The organism is Poseidonocella sp. HB161398, from assembly GCF_005870025.1.
GTDB lineage: Bacteria > Pseudomonadota > Alphaproteobacteria > Rhodobacterales > Rhodobacteraceae > Mangrovicoccus.
Genome location: NZ_VATA01000070.1, coordinates 14,571 through 29,485 on the forward strand (window position 1 = coordinate 14,571; position 14,915 = coordinate 29,485).

The 14,915-nt window shown below is 73.8% G+C and carries 15 protein-coding genes; 7 read left to right on the plus strand and 8 right to left on the minus strand.

What is annotated here, in order from left to right; all coding sequences use genetic code 11:
* Positions 1-274: 274 nt before the first annotated feature.
* The 7 genes from FGX59_RS30765 to FGX59_RS30795 are packed head-to-tail and all read right to left on the minus strand — an operon-like array spanning position 275 to position 6,163.
* Positions 275-1,462, minus strand: a complete 1,188-nt coding sequence (locus tag FGX59_RS30765) for a BatD family protein (RefSeq protein WP_138471579.1) — start codon at positions 1,460-1,462, stop codon at positions 275-277.
* A complete protein-coding gene (locus FGX59_RS30770) occupies positions 1,456-2,103 on the minus strand; it encodes a hypothetical protein (protein WP_138471582.1) in 648 nt (215 codons plus the stop codon). Before FGX59_RS30770 ends, FGX59_RS30765 begins: the two co-directional genes overlap by 7 nt.
* Complete coding sequence (locus FGX59_RS30775; RefSeq protein WP_138471584.1) at positions 2,100-3,029, minus strand: VWA domain-containing protein; 930 nt, start codon at positions 3,027-3,029, stop codon at positions 2,100-2,102. The genes FGX59_RS30770 and FGX59_RS30775 overlap by 4 nt, the downstream gene beginning before the upstream one ends.
* Positions 3,026-3,982 (minus strand): VWA domain-containing protein, encoded by a 957-nt coding sequence (locus FGX59_RS30780; RefSeq protein ID WP_138471585.1) that lies wholly within the window; start codon positions 3,980-3,982, stop codon positions 3,026-3,028. The genes FGX59_RS30775 and FGX59_RS30780 overlap by 4 nt, the downstream gene beginning before the upstream one ends.
* Positions 3,979-4,347: a hypothetical protein gene (locus FGX59_RS30785; protein WP_138471587.1), complete on the minus strand. Its 369-nt coding sequence runs from the start codon at positions 4,345-4,347 to the stop codon at positions 3,979-3,981. Before FGX59_RS30785 ends, FGX59_RS30780 begins: the two co-directional genes overlap by 4 nt.
* A complete protein-coding gene (locus FGX59_RS30790; protein WP_240722808.1) occupies positions 4,344-5,177 on the minus strand; it encodes a DUF58 domain-containing protein in 834 nt (277 codons plus the stop codon). The genes FGX59_RS30785 and FGX59_RS30790 overlap by 4 nt, the downstream gene beginning before the upstream one ends.
* The gene (locus FGX59_RS30795) at positions 5,174-6,163 is read right to left on the minus strand and encodes a MoxR family ATPase (RefSeq protein ID WP_138471589.1); all 990 of its coding nucleotides are present in this window, start codon (positions 6,161-6,163) and stop codon (positions 5,174-5,176) included. Before FGX59_RS30795 ends, FGX59_RS30790 begins: the two co-directional genes overlap by 4 nt.
* 152 nt (positions 6,164-6,315) lie before the next feature.
* On the opposite strand from FGX59_RS30795, the gene FGX59_RS30800 reads away from it, so the two are divergent.
* The 7 genes from FGX59_RS30800 (at position 6,316) to FGX59_RS30830 (ending at position 13,672) form a co-directional block, all read left to right on the plus strand.
* Positions 6,316-7,653, plus strand: a complete 1,338-nt coding sequence (locus FGX59_RS30800; protein ID WP_138471591.1) for a sensor histidine kinase — start codon at positions 6,316-6,318, stop codon at positions 7,651-7,653.
* The gene (locus tag FGX59_RS30805; RefSeq protein WP_138471593.1) at positions 7,650-8,294 is read left to right on the plus strand and encodes a response regulator transcription factor; all 645 of its coding nucleotides are present in this window, start codon (positions 7,650-7,652) and stop codon (positions 8,292-8,294) included. The genes FGX59_RS30800 and FGX59_RS30805 overlap by 4 nt, the downstream gene beginning before the upstream one ends.
* A 1,059-nt stretch (positions 8,295-9,353) precedes the next feature.
* Positions 9,354-9,554 carry a CsbD family protein gene (locus FGX59_RS30810; RefSeq protein WP_138471595.1) on the plus strand — a complete coding sequence of 67 codons (201 nt, stop codon included), beginning with the start codon at positions 9,354-9,356 and terminating at the stop codon, positions 9,552-9,554.
* Positions 9,555-9,983: 429 nt separating this feature from the next.
* On the plus strand, positions 9,984-10,904 hold the full coding sequence (locus FGX59_RS30815) for a Fe(3+) dicitrate ABC transporter substrate-binding protein (RefSeq protein WP_138471598.1): 921 nt from the start codon (positions 9,984-9,986) through the stop codon (positions 10,902-10,904).
* Positions 10,905-10,908: 4 nt separating this feature from the next.
* Positions 10,909-11,889: an iron chelate uptake ABC transporter family permease subunit gene (locus tag FGX59_RS30820; protein WP_240722810.1), complete on the plus strand. Its 981-nt coding sequence runs from the start codon at positions 10,909-10,911 to the stop codon at positions 11,887-11,889.
* Positions 11,886-12,836: an iron chelate uptake ABC transporter family permease subunit gene (locus FGX59_RS30825; protein ID WP_138471602.1), complete on the plus strand. Its 951-nt coding sequence runs from the start codon at positions 11,886-11,888 to the stop codon at positions 12,834-12,836. Before FGX59_RS30820 ends, FGX59_RS30825 begins: the two co-directional genes overlap by 4 nt.
* Positions 12,836-13,672 (plus strand): ATP-binding cassette domain-containing protein, encoded by an 837-nt coding sequence (locus FGX59_RS30830; RefSeq protein WP_138471603.1) that lies wholly within the window; start codon positions 12,836-12,838, stop codon positions 13,670-13,672. The genes FGX59_RS30825 and FGX59_RS30830 overlap by 1 nt, the downstream gene beginning before the upstream one ends.
* A 241-nt stretch (positions 13,673-13,913) precedes the next feature.
* Here FGX59_RS30830 and FGX59_RS30835 read toward each other — a convergent pair whose 3' ends face one another.
* Entirely contained in the window at positions 13,914-14,645 is a 732-nt protein-coding gene (locus FGX59_RS30835; protein WP_138471605.1) for a Crp/Fnr family transcriptional regulator, read from the minus strand.
* Between the last annotated feature and the right edge of the window lie 270 nt (positions 14,646-14,915).

Below are 14,915 nucleotides of genomic sequence, written 5' to 3' on the forward strand. Positions count from 1 at the left end.
CGCGCCGTATGCGCCCCCGGCTCATCCTTCCGGCCTCCGCAGGAGGCCGGTGCCCGCCCGCGGAAGAGGGAGCGGCGATTGCCTGCAGCCCTGCGCCGGAGGGACCGGTCCTGCCCCGCCGCCGCACTGGCGGACGGCATTTCCACGGCGGTCGCCTCCGCTGCCCGGCGCCGGGCCAGCCTGCGCAAGCCACCGCGGCTTGCCACCGGCACCGGCGCCGCACGGGACATCGCCCGTTCAGCGGCCCGTCCGGACACCACTGCGCGCCTCTCCGCTACCCGCGCTGCCGCCGGGACAGGGCGGCCTTCCTCGTGCGCGCATAGAGCTTTCGCAGCCGTCCCGGCCGGTCCGCCGCCAGCTCGCCATAGAGCAGCTCGTCCACGGGACGCAGATGGCCGAGGCGCTGGTCTTCGCCGAGGCCCGGCAGGTCCTGCAGCACCTGCGAGGCCATCTGCCGCGACACGGCCAGATCTCCGGCGCGGACGCGGCGGCGCAGCCGGAAGAGCCGCAGGCGCCGCGCTATTGCGCCGCGCAGCCAGGAGGGCGCCCGCCGCTCCCTGAAGGCCGCCGCCGTCGCGATCAGGGCGGAGAGCCCCGCCAGCAGCCAGGAGCCATGGCCGATCTCCGCGACCGAGCGCCAGCCAGAGGCGGCGTTCCCGGCGAAGCTCGCATAGCCGATCGCCGCGGCGGGGATCACGGCCACGCGCGGCGCGCGCTCGCCGGTATCGAACCAGGGGATCTCGACCGGCGGAATGACCCCGGGCTCGCCGGTGACCGGCCGCAGGTGCCAGGTCCAGACCAGGGTGGAGACCGGCCCTTCCTGCGTGACCTGGAAATGGCGCTCTTCGGGCGGGGTGAAGCTGATCAGCCAGGGCTGGCGCAGCGCGGGCTGCTGCGGCAGCATCTCGGGCGTGGCCCCGAAGGCGCGCAGGACGACGCGGCGGGTCACGCTCTGCCCGTCCGCCAGCCGCGCGGGATCGGCATCCCAGCTTTCCGACAGTTCGAGCGCGCGCAGCGGCAGCCAGCGCGCCCCGCCGACCGCCGGGGACGGCTGCACCGCAAGGGCCACCGGCGCGGAGCGGACGATGACGCTGTCGCGCCGGCCATCGGGACCGGAGATTTCCAGCGCATGGGCGATCGGCGGGATCTCCAAATCGCCCGGCCTGCGCGGATAGAAGGCGATGCGCCGCTCGAAGATGCGGGCGGGCAGCCCGTCGACGCGCTCCTCGCTCCAGCGGTCGAGGCCGAGCCGGACCCAGTCGAAATCCGCCATCGGGCGCAGTTTCAGCTCTTCGCGGGCGATGTTCTGCCGGTAGGTGCCGCGCAGGGTGCCAAGCACCATCTCGCCTTCGAAGGGCGCCGCCTCGCGGGCATCGAGGACCAGCTCCAGCCGGGGGGCGTCGCGGGGATCCGCCTGCGCGGGCAGCGCGACCGCCAGCAGCAGGAGCAGGAGCCTCACCATTGGCTGTCCTCCTCGCCATGCGCCTCGCCCGCAGCGCGGCGGCGCTCCATCTCGGCGGCCAGCCGCGCCCGGAGATAGGCGCCCGGCGCGTCCTCCAGCGTGTCCAGCCAGGCGCTGTCGGCCGCGGCCGTACGCTCGCCGGTCACCGGGCGCTTGGTCTTGGTGCGCTGCAGGTCGCCCTCCCGGTCCTCGATCGGCCGTTCGGGGGCCTCGGGATCGAAGGCGGCGGTCTTCACCCCCGCCTCGGCCAGCAGCGCCTCGATCCGGCCATGCCCCATGGCCTCGCCGATGACCGGCGGCACCAGCGCCCGGACGGCATCGCGGTTGCGCCGGGCCTCCGCGTCATAGCGGTCGGCAAAGAGCACGGCGTCGAAATAGGCCACGGACAGCGCATAGTCGCCGGTCGCCGCCAGGGTCAGGCCGCGGTTGTAGGTGGCGCTGCGCCCCACCGCGGCGAAGCCCGCATCGGCCTCGGCATAGCGCCCCGCCGCATGGAGCGCCGCGGCCCTCACCGCCGGATCGCGCAGCAGCGGCACCGCCACGGCCGGAAAGCCCGCCTGCCAGGCAAGCTTCGCCCAGGCCTGCGGACCCGCGGCAATCGCGCAGGCCAGCGCCGCCAGTGCCAGATGCCGCAGCCTCATGCCCGCCTCCGCCGGAAGAGGAGCGCCAGCGGGACCAGCGCCGCCGCCGCCAGCCAGGGGCCGCGGTCGCGGTACTGCAGCGCGCGCAGCTCCGTCCCGCGCGCGCCCGTGCCGCGCCGGACCGGCAGCAGCGCGTCCACCGTACCGGCCGCGCCCGCATCGGCCATCCGCCCGCCGCCGGCCCGTGCCACGGCCTCCAGCCCCTCCGGGTCGCCGGGGGGCAGGCCGTATTGCGGCGCGCCCTGCGGCACGAAGACCGCCGAGATCCGGCTGCCCTCTTCCGCCATCTGCCGGGCGATGCCCAGGGCCTCGGGTCCCATGCCGCCGCCGTCGGAGACCAGCACCACATCGGCCTCCGGGGCCGCCGCATCCCGCAGCACGCGCTGCGCCATGGCAAGCGCCCGGTCGGGACGGCTGCCGCCGACCGGCATCGTCTCGCCGTCCGCCACCGCGATCATGCCCTGGACCGCGCCGGGATCCTCGGTGGGCAGCGCGGCGAGGAAGCTCTCTCCGGCATAGACGATAAGCCCCGTGGGCCGCGTGCCGCCGATATCGACCAGGCGGGAGACCGCCGCCTGCGCATCGTCGAGCCCGCCGCCCCGCGTGACCGAGGGCGAGAGGTCGAGCAGCACCAGCAGCAGATGGCGGTCGCGCAGCACGGGGGCGTCCGGGTCGCGGTCGGCAGGCCCGGCCAGCCCGGCGCAGAGCAGCGCCAGGGCCAGCGCCGCCAGCCAGGGCTCGGCGCCCGAATGGGACGGCGTGACATGGCCGCGGCGGCGCATCGCCTCCAGCAGGGCGGGATCGGCCACGCGGCGCCAGGCGGCCAGCCCGCCGGCATGGCGCCGCGCCAGCACGGCCGCGGCCAGGGCCAGCGGCAGGCCGGCAAGCCAGAGCGGCCGCAGCAGGATCAGCTCGGGCACCGTCATGCCGCCTCCCTCGCCTGCAGCAGCATCGCCAGGGCGAGCCCCGCCGCCGCCAGCGCCGCCGGCCAGGGCCAGAACAACCGCCAGGTCCGCACCGGCGGCCGCTCCGACGGGCTCGGCTCGAGCCGGTTCATCGCCGCGGCGACCGCCTCCAGGTCGCCGGTGGTGCGGACCCGGAAGCTCTCGCCACGCGCCGCCCCGGCGATCCGGCGCAGCGTCTCCGTGTCGACGGCCTCCCGCGCGTCGCCGGCGCCGTCCGGCTCTCCGGGACCCAGGGCGATGGTGTAGACCCGCATGCCCATCTCGCCCGCGGCCCGCGCCGCCGCCACCGGATCGACCAGCCCGGTCGTGTCCTGCCCGTCCGACAGCAGCAGGATGACGCGGCTCTCGGCCTCGCGCGCGCGCAGTCGGCGGATGGCGAGCCCCAGCCCGTCGGCGATCGCAGTGGCCTTGCCCGACACGCCGATCTGCAGCGTCCCGATCGCCTCCGCCACGGCGGCCACGTCATGGGTCGGCGCCGCGACGACATAGGCACGATCGCCGAAGACCACGAGCCCGACCCGGTCGCCGGCCCGGCCGCGGACGAATTGCGCGGCCACCGCCTGCACGGCGGCGAGGCGCGACACGGTCCTTCCGTCCAGCATGAAATCCTCCCGCTCCATGGAGCCGGAGAGGTCCAGCGCCAGGATGATGTCGCGGCCGGAGGCGGGCACGAGATCGAGCACCCGCTCCTGCCGCGGCCCGGCCAGCGCGGCGACCAGCGCGATCCAGGCGAGGCCGAGCGCGATCAGCCGGGCGTGGCGGCGGACCGGCGCCGCGGCCGCGGGGCGGAAGGCCGCGGCCAGCGCCGGCGGCAGGTAGAGCGCGCCGCTGCCGCTTTTGCGCGGCGGCAGGAGGACCGCCAGCAGGAGGGGCAGCGGCAGGAGGAGCAGGACCCAGGGGGCGGCAAGGCTCATCGCCGGGCCCTCCGCGCCTGGGCCAGGACGGCCGCCTCGAGCGGGGCGGGATCGGCCGCGGCGGCCGGGTCGTAGAGCGCGTCCCGCCCGCCCGCCGGCATCTCGCCGCCGAGCTCGCGCAGCAGTGCCGCCAGCCCGGCGATGCGCGCCTGCGGCGGCAGGGCCGCAAGCACTGCGATCCCGGCGCGGGCCCGGTCGGCGGGACGCGGCCGCGCGCGGGTCAGGCCGCGCAGCGCCAGGCACAGCAGGAGGGCGGCGAAGAGCCCCAGCGCGATCGCCGCCAGCGCGTCCTGCGGGCCGAACCGCGCGAAGGCCTCGGGCACGCGGACCGGGGCCAGCCTCTGCAGGAGCTCTTCCGGCGTCATGGCGCCACCGTCTCCGGCCGGTCCGCGCGCACGATCCGGACCGGAACCGCCTCGGCCTCCAGGTCCGCCGCGGTCTGCGACGCGCCGAAGCGTCCCCGCGCCATGCGGCCGCCGAGGCGGACCGTGAACCATCCCGCGGGCGGCTCCGCTTCGACCGCGTCTTGCACCAGCAGGATCTGGATCCGGTTGCGCCGCGCCAGCGCGGCCAGCGTCGCGGCGAAGGCGTCGCCCGGCAGATCCATCCCCGTCGCCAGCAGGATCTCCGTGCCGGAGGCGCTGCGCGCCGCCGCCTCCGGCAGAAGCCCGGCCAGCGTGGGCGACGTCCCGGCGGGCTGCGCCATCACCTCGGCATGGGTCCGCGCCAGCATCGCGGCGATCTCCAGCATGGCGGCCTCGCGGGGACGGGCCGGGAGCCAGTCGATGCCGCCGTCGCGCAGCACCGCAAGGCCCGTCCTTCCGCCTGCGAGGACCGCGCGCCAGCCTTCGAGCACTGCCGCCTCGGCCGCCGCGACCGAGCGGAACCGGCCGCGCGTGCCCCAGAGCATCGGGGAACGGAAATCGACCGCCAGCAGGGTGCAGCGTTCCACCTGCTCGTGGCGGCGGCGCAGCTGCGGGCGGCCGCTGCGCGCCGTGGCGGCGGGGTCCATCAGCCGGGGGTCGTCGCCATCGACGAAGGGCCGCAGGTCGTAGGGATCGCCGCCATCTCCGCGCCGCCGCCCGTCGATCCCCGCCCCGGCGCCGCGCGACAGGGCCCCGCCGGGCGGCTCCGCCCCGGCAAGCGCGGCGAGCGCGACCAGCCGTTCCAGCGACAGCACCGCCCCCGAAGTCACAGCGGCGCCACCGCGGCGAGGATCTCGGCCATGATCGCGCGCGAGGTCTCTCCGGCGGCCAGCGCCCGCCAGCTCGGCGCCATGCGGTGGCAGAGCACGTCCGGAGCCAGCGCCTGCACGTCTTCGGGCACCGCGTAGCTGCGGCCGTGCAGCCAGGCCCGCGCCCGGGCCGCCGCCGCCAGCGACAGGGTTCCGCGCGGGCTGACCGCATGGCGCAGCCGCTCCGTCACCGACAGCCCGTGATCCGCCTGCCGCGTCGCCATCACCAGCGCGACGATGTACTGCCGGAGCGCGGGCGACAGATGGACCTGCGCCACCTCCCGCTTCATCGCCGCAAGATCGGCAAGGCCGAGCCGCGGGATCCGCGCCCCCTCGGGCGCGCGCAGCTCGCCCTCCACCAGATCGAGAATCGCCAGCTCCGTCGCCCCGTCCGGCAGGCCGAGCAGGACATGGAAGAGGAAGCGGTCGAGCTGCGCCTCGGGCAGCGGGAAGGTGCCCTCCTGCTCCAGCGGGTTCTGCGTCGCCACGACCATGAAGGGCTCGGGCACCGGGCGGGCGGTCCCGCCGCTGGTCACCTGCCCTTCGGCCATCGCCTCGAGCAGCGCGGACTGGACCTTCGGCGGGGCGCGGTTGATCTCGTCGACCAGAAGGAGCGAATGGAAGACCGGGCCGGGCAGGAACTCCATCCTGCCGGTCTCGCGGCGCCAGATCTGCGTGCCGGTCACGTCCGAAGGCATCAGGTCGGGCGTGCACTGCACCCGGGCGAAGCTGCCCTCCACGGCATCGGCCAGCCGCCGGACGGAGCGGGTCTTGGCCAGCCCCGGCGGCCCCTCGATCAGCACATGCCCGCCGGTCAGCAGGCAGATCACCAGCCGCTCGACCAGGACCGCCTGCCCGATCAGCCCGTCTTCCAGATGGCGCACCAGCCGCCGGGCGGGCGCCGAAGCTGCCCCCGCATTCGGGCCCTCGCTCGATAGATCTTCCATGCTCTCCTCCCGCGCATGCCCCAGCATCACGCCATGACTGGCGCAGGGAGCAAGGACTTTAGCCGCAATTCGCCGAACTCCGGGCAATTTGCCCGCGACAGGCGGGCCGGATTGCCCGATCCTCGGCGCAGGGACCCGAGGGAGGAGAGGCCATGAGCCTGAGGCTGAGACTCGTTCTGACGCTGTGGCTGGTGACAGTGGCGGCCGGCGCGATCACCGTCGCCCTGGCGGCGGCCGGCGCCTACGAGACCGTCGACCGCATGACCCGCAACACGCTGACCCGCGCGGGCTACGCGCTGGAGCGCAGCTACCACATGGAGCCGCGGGCGGGCGAGCCGCTCTATGCCGAGATGACCTCGATCAAGCTCCTCGGGCTGATGGCGCCCGGCACCTGCATCAGCTTCGAGCAGCGTGCGATTTCCGAGCGGCGGCTCTGCGCCAGCTGGCAGGTCTTCGGCCCGGTCGCCCCGGCGGGCTTCCGCAAGACGGTGACGCGGGTCTTCGGTCCGATGCCGCGGCTGACCGGCGCGGGCAGCGCCTCGCAGGACGGCGTCTACGCGCTGGAGGTCGCTTTCGACCCGGTCGCCGCCGCCACGCTGGCCTGGCAGCGCGTGCGGCTGGCGCTGTGGCAGACGCTGGGCCTGGCGGCGGGGGTACTGCTGCTCGGCACGCTGGCGATCTATTCCCGGCTGGAGCCGGTCGGCGGCATCGTCCGGGGGCTCGACCGGCTGGCCAATGGCGATCTGGACGCGGGCGTGACCCCTTCGGGCGCCGCGGAGTTCCGCCGCATCGCGGACGCGGTCAACCGCCTGGCAGAGCAGTTGCGCGCCGGCACCGAGGCGCGCCGGACCCTGACCCGCCGCCTGATCGAGGTCGAGGATGTCGAGCGGCGGCAGCTGGCGCGCGACCTGCATGACGAATTCGGCCAGATGCTGACGGCGACCGCGGCGCTTGCCGCCTCGATCAGCCTGGCCGCCCAGCCCGCCGCCCCCGCGCTGGCGCGCGATGCCGAGGCGATCGGCGCGAATATCCGCGCGATGATGGCCTGCCTGCGCGGCGCCTTCGCGCGGCTGCGCCCGCCGGATCTGGACGAGGTCGGCCTCGCGGCCAGCCTGCGCGGCATGCTCTCCGGCTGGCAGGCCCAGAGCAGCGTGCGTCTGTCGCTGGCAAGCACGCTCGACGAGGCGGAGCTGGACGGCGCCGTGGCGCTCGACCTCTACCGCATCGTGCAGGAATGCGTGACGAACGCGATGCGCCACGGCAGGCCCTCGCGGGTCGATGTCGCGCTCTGCCACGAGGCCGGCGGCATCGCGCTGAGCGTCGAGGATGACGGCGGCGGCCGGGCGGATGCGGGCACGCCGGGCCACGGCCTTCTCGGCATGGCGGAGCGCACCGAGGCGATGGGCGGCACGCTCTCGCTGCAGGAGACCGGCCGCGGGCTGCGCATCCGCGTGACGCTGCCCGACCCGCAGGGGCGCTGCGCGGCATGACGGAGTGCAGCGTTCTCATCGTCGACGACCATCCGGTGGTCCGCGAGGGCTACCGCCGGCTGATCGACCTGCAGCCGGGGCTGAAGATCGTCGGCGAGGCCGAGGATGCGAGGACCGCCTATGCGCGGTTCCGCGACTTGCAGCCCGATGTGGTGGTCATGGATGTCACCCTGCCCGGCGCCAGCGGCATCGAGGCGATCCGCCATATCCGCCAGTATGACGGCCAGGCGCGCATCGTCGTCTTCACCATGCATCTCAGCGCGGCCTTCGCGCTGAAGGCCGTGCAGGCCGGCGCCACAAGCTATGTCACCAAGAGCAGCGACCCGCGGCTGCTGGTCGAGGCGATTTTCGGCACGCTGCGCGGCCGCACGGTGATCTCTCCGGACGTGATCGCCGAGATCGCGCGGGACCGCATTTCGGGCGCGGGCACCGGCCTCGGCGATCTCAGCCCGCGCCAGACCGAGATCCTGTGCCTTCTGGCCCGCGGCTGGCCGGTCGAGCGCGTCGCGGAGGAACTGGCGATCAGCCAGAAGACGGTGCGCAACAACCACTACCAGATCAAGGGCGTGCTCGGGCTGGAAACCGATGCCCAGCTGGTCTGGTTCGCGCTGGAGAACGGGCTGTTGCAGACCGCCTCCTGATCCGGCCTGCAGGGCCTTTGGCGCAAGGCGCTCCGGCCCGCAGGTGACGCTCCCTTCGCCGCATTGGCCGCCGGGTGCCCATGGCGCAGCCTGCCGGCAGCGCTGCCTTCGGGATGACTGGCAGCCGGACACTGGCGAAAGGCCGCATCGCGGACGCTGTCGGAAAGGGCGGATCGGCATGGGATGCAGCCACGCGGACCGGGCCGGAGAGACCACGGCGCCACCCGTCCGGCCCTGCCGGAACGATGGCGCCGACAGGGCCCCGCACGGCCCGCCGTCACTGTCAGGGCGCCGCCTCTCCCCGCAGATGCTGCCCTTCCCGGCCTGCCGCCAGCGCCCGGACCCACCAGCCGTCCGCGCCGCCTTCCCGTCGGCCAGGCGGCCTTGCGGCAGCGACAGGCCCGTCCGCGCCGGCACCTCTGCCCCGGCAGGATCACGGCGGGATGCGCCGATCCGGGACCGCGCGGGCGCCGGAACCGGGCTTCGCCCTCTTGTCCCGCCGTCTGCGGCACGGCCCTCCCGCCATGCTAGGATCAGTCCCGCCCGCCGTCGCATGCATATTGCCCGCAGACGTCTGCCGGCCGCCCCCGCGGATCGCGCGGCGCCTACGCTCAGGGCGATGGCGGCGGCCGGGGCTGTCCGGACAACCATGGGACGCGTGCCCGTCCCGGCCGGGCCCTTCGCGCTGGATCTCCCGGCGATGCCGAGCGGCAGCCGGACCCGACGGAACGGGCCCGATGCGACGCGGCTCTGCCGGCCCCAGCCCGGCATGGTCGCCGCCCGCGCCGCAAGGCCGGACGACATCCTGCGCCCGCCGCCGCCCCGACCTTCCGGCGCCATTCCCCACCGTCGATGCGTCGGGCCCATGCCTGCCGTCTCCGGCCCCTGCCTGCGCGTCCTGCCCCGGCCCTGCGGACCCGTCCCCAGCCGCCGCCCATCCGGGCCCGGCGGAACGAGGCTGCGCGGCCGCGCACGCGAATGCGAATGCGAGGCCGCCTGCGGGAACCGCGGACCCCGCCCGGCGTTGTCCCCCCGATAGCAACGCGAAAGGAGAGACCCATGAACTGGGATATCGTCGAAGGCAACTGGAACCAGTGGAAAGGCAAGGTCATGCAGGAGTGGGGCGAGCTCACCGAGGATGACATGACCCGCGCCAAGGGCGACCGCGAGGAGCTCAAGGGCCTTCTGCAGGAGAAATACGGCTTGGCCAAGGACGAGGCGGAGTCGAAGATCGACGAGTTCCTCAAGAAGGCCTCCTGACGGAGCGCCATCAGCGGGACGCACTGCAAAGGGCGCGGAACCGGGCGGTTCCGCGCCCTTCCCTTGCGCGCTCGGGGCGATGCGCGGGTCCCGGGCGGATAAGGAGCCGATGCCGGTCCGCGCCACCATCCGTCCGGCCAATTCCGTGCGGAACCCCGCCATGCCCGACGCCCCGTGCCCGAACGCGCCCCCGGGCCGGTCCCGAACCACGAAGCGGGCCATGCTCCCGGCGCATCCCGTCCGGACGCTGCTGCCGGCATCGCGGCCACGGCAGTGCCGGGCCCGGTCCGGCGGGCGCTCCATACCGTGCGAGAGCATGCGATGAAGACCCGTCCCGAATTATCCACACGCGGAAACCGATTAGTTGACTGTTTTAGTCGATTGAACTAACCGGGTCCCCGGGGAGGACGTGCAAGACCAGGACGTGACATGCAGCTCCTCCGCCCCCTCGCAGCAGGCCTTCTCCTTTGCGCGAGCTCGGCATTGGCCGACCCGATCACCATCTCCGACGGCAGCCATGTGCTCGAGCTGCCCGGCACGCCGGAACGGGTGGTGGCCCTGGAATTCTCCTTCGTCGACGCGCTCGCCTCGGTCGGCGTGTCGCCGGTGGGCGTGGCCGACGACAATGACGCCAGCCGCCTGCCCCCGGAAGTGCGCGAGGTGACCGGCGACTGGACCTCGGTCGGCACCCGCGCGCAGCCCGCGACGGAGACCATCGCCGCGCTGAAGCCCGATCTGATCATCGCCGATCTCGACCGGCATGCGGCCAGCTACGAGACGCTGTCTGCCATCGCGCCGACGCTGCTCCTGCCCTCGCGCGGCGAGAGCTACGAAGAGAGCCTGGCATCGGCGGAGATCGTCGGCCATGCGGTCGGGCGCGACGCCGAAATGGCCGCCCGGCTGGAGCTCCATCACGAGCGGATGGCGGACTACGCCGCCAAGGCGAAGGCGGTACTGCCCGGCGGGGCGACCGTGATCTTTGGCGCAGCGCGCGAGGACAGCCTGTCGCTGCACGGGCCAGACAGCTATTCCGGCGGGGTGCTGCAGAGCCTCGGCCTGACCGTGCCCGAGATCCGCGAGGGCGGCGACGCCTATGAATTCGTCTCGATCGAGCAGCTCCTGGCGCTTGATCCCGGCTACCTGCTGGTCGGGCACTACCGCCGCCCCTCGATCGTCGACACCTGGCAGGACGGGCCGCTCTGGAGCGTGCTCGGCGCGGCGCAGCAGGGCCATGTGGTCGCCGTCGACAGCAATGTCTGGGCGCGCAACCGCGGCATCATCGCCGCCGAGAAGATCGCCCGGACGACGATCGAGATCCTCGACGGCAGCTACGCCGCCCCGCAGGAGTGACGGCTTGGCGCGCACCGTCTTCTGGCTGGCCGGCAGCCTCGCCCTGGTGGCGGGGCTGTTCCTGTGGTCGCTCTGGGCCTTCTCGGCCTTCCCCCTCGGGCTGGCGGATGCCGCGCCGCTCTGGACCGGCGGAGCGCGCAGCACGATGACCGAGATCATCGCCCGGGTCCGCCTGCCGCGGGCGATGGTCTGCGTGCTGATCGGGGCGATGATGGGGCTGACCGGCGGGCTGATGCAGGGGGTGACGCGCAACCGGCTGGCCTCGCCGTCGCTGCTGGGGGTAACTGGCGGGGCGAGCCTCGGCCTGGCGATCGTCAGCAGCGGCCTGGCCGGGGCGTCGGTGCCGGGCCCGGTGGCGGCCACGCTGGGCGGCGCGGCGGCCTGGACGCTGGTGATGCTGCTCGGCTCGGCCTTCTCGGCGGAGGCCTCGCGCATCCGGCTGGTGCTGGCGGGGATGACGATGGCGGCGCTCTGCGCCGGGCTGACCCGGCTCGTCGTGCTCCTGGCCGAGGAGCGCGCCCTCGGCGTGCTGAACTGGCTGGCCGGGTCGCTGGCCAATACCGGTTTCGGGGATGTCCGGCTGCTGGCCCCCGTGCTGCTGGCCGCCGGGCTGGCGGCCGGGGCCTTTGCCAAGCCGCTCAACCTGATCGCGCTCGGCGACGAGGCGGCGCTGGCGCTCGGCGTGCGGATCGGGCGCCTGCGGGCCCTGGTCTTCCTGCTGGGCTGCGTGATGACCGGCGCGACGGTGGCCGTGGCCGGGCCGATCGCCTTTCTCGGCCTGATCGCGCCGAACCTGGCCTATGCGCTGGTCGGCACGGATCTGCGCCGGGCGCTGCCGCTCGCCGCGCTTCTGGGTGCCGCGCTGCTGCTGGCCTCCGACATCCTGTCGCGGGCGGTGGCCTTCCCGTCCGAGACGCCCGCCGGAGCCGTCACCGCGCTGATCGGCGCGCCGGCGTTCCTCCTGCTGGCGCGGAGGGCGGCATGAACCGCGCCGTGCCGCTCGCGGGCCTTCTGGTCCTGCTCTTCGCCGCCGCGCTCTGCCTCGGCACCAGCTGGGTGGCGCCGGGCGAGGCACTGCGGCTCGGCTGGGCGCGCGACGCGCAGGATTTCGTCATCTGGAACCACCGGCTGCCGCGCGCTCTGACCGCCGCGGCCGTCGGCGGGGCACTGGGAATGGCAGGAGCGCTGGTCCAGGCGGTGATCCGCAATCCGCTGGCCTCGCCGGACATCCTCGGGGTGACGCAGGGCGCCGGGCTGTCGCTGGCCCTCGGGCTCCTGGTCTTTCCCGGGCTCGATCCGGCCTGGCTGCCGGTGCTGGCCGTGTCCGGCGGCGCGGCCGGGGCCGCGATCCTGCTGGCCTGCAATGCCGGCGTCTTCTCGCCACTGAAATTCGCCCTCTCGGGCATCGCCCTCTCCGCCGCGCTGGCCGGCGCGACCGAGTTCCTCCTGCTGACCCATCCGGTCGAGATCAACACCGCGCTGCTGGCGCTGACCGGATCGCTCTGGGCGAGCGGCTGGAGCAAGATGCCCCTGATCGCGCCGCTGCTGCCGCTGGCGCTGGCCGCGCTGCCCCTGGCGAAGTCCCTGGATCTCGTCGCGCTCGGCGAAGAGAGCGCCCGCGCCCTCGGGGTCCGCACCGGGCGGGTGCAGGCCGCGGCGCTGGCGCTCGCGGTGGCGATGACCGGGCTCGCCGTCGCGATTGCCGGGCCGGTCGGCTTCGTCGGGCTCGTCGCGCCGCATGTCGCGCGCCTGCTGCAGCCCGGCCGCATGCTGGCCACGCTGCCCGCGGCCGCGGCCACGGGCGCGGCAATCGTCCTGGCCGCCGACACGCTCGGCCGCGCCATCGCCCCGCCCGCCGAGATCCCGGTCGGCATCATGACCGCGGTGATCGGCGCGCCGTACTTCCTCTGGCTGCTCTACAGGATGCGATAATGGACGCTGCCTTGACCTTCGACGGGCTCACCCTCGGCTATGGCCGCAGGACCGTGATCGACGGGCTCAGCGTGTCGCTGCCGCGCGGCCGCTTCACCGCGCTGATCGGGCCGAATGGCTGCGGCAAGTCCACCATCCTCAAGGCCCTAACCCGCGTGCTGCCGGTCGCCGCGGGCCGCGTGAGCGTGGAGGGCACCCGCCTGCAGGACCTCTCCGCCCGCGACCTGGCCCGGCGCATCTCGATGCTGCCGCAATCCCTGGCCGCGCCCGACGGGGTCACGGTGCGGCAGCTCGCCAGCTACGGCCGCAGCCCGCATTCGAATATCTGGGGCGCACTGCGCGGCGGCGACCGCGACATCGTCGAGGCGGCACTGCGGCGGCTGGGCGTGGCAGAGCTTGGCGGCCAGCCGGTCGCCGCGCTCTCGGGCGGGCAGCAGCAGCGCGCCTGGCTGGCGATGGTGCTTGCCCAGCGGACGCCGATCGTCCTTCTCGACGAGCCGACGACCTATCTCGACATCGCCCATCAGGTCGAGGTGCTGGAGCTCTGCCGCGAGCTTGCCGCCGAGGGCCGCACCGTGGTCGCCGTGCTGCACGATCTCAACCAGGCCTTCCGCTATGCCGACCATGTCGTCGTGCTGCGCGAGGGCGGGCTGGTCGCCAGCGGCGCGCCCGCCGCGGTCGCCGACAGCGCAACGCTGCGCCGGGCCTTCGACATCGACGCGCGCATCCTCGCCGATCCCGAGGCCGGAACCCCGATGATGGTCATCCGCGAGACCGCCGAGCGCGCGGGCCGCTCTGTCTCCGCGCCCCTGCCCTGCCTCGTGACCGGCCGCTGAGCGCGCAGTGCCTGCAGTCCGGGCGGTGCGGCACGGATGGCGGCATGGATGGCGACATGGCGGCACGCCGCGCGGAAAGACCGCATTCGGGCCGTCAGGCAGACGCGCAGCGGCGGCAGTGCCATCCGTCGGCGACTGCGAAGGGCTGCAGAAGCGCGGGCGCCCTTCCCTGCGTCGCCAGCGCGGCCGGGCCTGAATCTCCCCGCCGAGCCGGAGGCCCCGCAAGACGGAGGCGGCGGGCTCAGCGGAAATTTTCGAGATTGACGCCCTCGCCGCAGAGCTGCAGCAGCTTCTCGCGGTCGGTGACCCGGATGCGGCGATAGGCCTGTTCGCTGCAGCACAGGTCGCTGAGCCGCTTCCGCATGCGCTGCAAGGTCGGCTCGGACAGGGCGACGAGCTCGGCCAGGCTGGATTGCGACAGGTTCACATGGCCCTGCGGGTCGGGCGCGCGCTCGAGCTGCAGGAGCAGCCGCAGCGCCACGCGGGCGTCGGAGGAGACCAGCGAGATGTTCGACATCAGGAAGAAGGTCGTCGAGAAGTTCATGTAGCTCAGCCGGTAGAAATCCCGGTAGAGCACCGGATGCTCCTGCAGCAGCGCCGCGATATCCGCCGCCCGCAGGAAAAGGAGCACCACCTCCGTCGCCGCCCGGACCGAGACCAGCCGCCTGGCCTCCGACATCACCGCCAGATCGCCGATCCAGAAGCCGCTCTCGGCGCGGTGAAAGGTGAATTCGGTGCCGTCCGGACGGGGCACCGAAATGTCGGGCCCGCCGGAGACGAGACCGTAGAGCCCGTCCGCCGGATCGCCCTGCAGATAGACGACATTGCCGGGCGAAAAGCGCTGCAGCCGGGCCAGCGGCGCCAGCAGGGCGCGGGTCTCTTCGGGGCAGTCGGCGAACCAGCCCTGCAGGGACACCTGGTCGAGCGCGCTGGCAAGGTCGGCACTCCGCCGTGCCGTTCCGGCAATTTTCATCGGGATCTCCTCACGTGAGGTATTGGGTACCGGAACTCTGGCCTAGGCGCTGTTGACAAAAGGGATTCACAGTCAGGCGCTTCCGTGATGAAAGATCACCGTTGCGACGGAGGTGATCTTGGCGCGCAATCTGATGTCCGATGCGGAATGGCGGTTCTTCGATCATTTCATCGCCGCGGCCTTGTTGCACAAATCGGGGGCTGAGCGCGGTTCCCCTTTCCCCGGACGGACTTATCCTACGGCCACAGTGACGGGTATGCCGAGCGCGGT

Coding starts and splice junctions, on each gene's coding strand:
- FGX59_RS30770 (WP_138471582.1), bottom strand. CDS start 2,103: ATGAGGCTGCGGCATCTGGCACTGGCGGCGCTGGCCTGCGCGATTGCC.
- FGX59_RS30825 (WP_138471602.1), top strand. CDS start 11,886: ATGAACCGCGCCGTGCCGCTCGCGGGCCTTCTGGTCCTGCTCTTCGCC.
- FGX59_RS30795 (WP_138471589.1), bottom strand. CDS start 6,163: ATGGAAGATCTATCGAGCGAGGGCCCGAATGCGGGGGCAGCTTCGGCG.
- FGX59_RS30805 (WP_138471593.1), top strand. CDS start 7,650: ATGACGGAGTGCAGCGTTCTCATCGTCGACGACCATCCGGTGGTCCGC.
- FGX59_RS30775 (WP_138471584.1), bottom strand. CDS start 3,029: ATGACGGTGCCCGAGCTGATCCTGCTGCGGCCGCTCTGGCTTGCCGGC.
- FGX59_RS30765 (WP_138471579.1), bottom strand. CDS start 1,462: ATGGTGAGGCTCCTGCTCCTGCTGCTGGCGGTCGCGCTGCCCGCGCAG.
- FGX59_RS30785 (WP_138471587.1), bottom strand. CDS start 4,347: ATGACGCCGGAAGAGCTCCTGCAGAGGCTGGCCCCGGTCCGCGTGCCC.
- FGX59_RS30800 (WP_138471591.1), top strand. CDS start 6,316: ATGAGCCTGAGGCTGAGACTCGTTCTGACGCTGTGGCTGGTGACAGTG.
- FGX59_RS30780 (WP_138471585.1), bottom strand. CDS start 3,982: ATGAGCCTTGCCGCCCCCTGGGTCCTGCTCCTCCTGCCGCTGCCCCTC.
- FGX59_RS30830 (WP_138471603.1), top strand. CDS start 12,836: ATGGACGCTGCCTTGACCTTCGACGGGCTCACCCTCGGCTATGGCCGC.
- FGX59_RS30815 (WP_138471598.1), top strand. CDS start 9,984: ATGCAGCTCCTCCGCCCCCTCGCAGCAGGCCTTCTCCTTTGCGCGAGC.
- FGX59_RS30835 (WP_138471605.1), bottom strand. CDS start 14,645: ATGAAAATTGCCGGAACGGCACGGCGGAGTGCCGACCTTGCCAGCGCG.
- FGX59_RS30810 (WP_138471595.1), top strand. CDS start 9,354: ATGAACTGGGATATCGTCGAAGGCAACTGGAACCAGTGGAAAGGCAAG.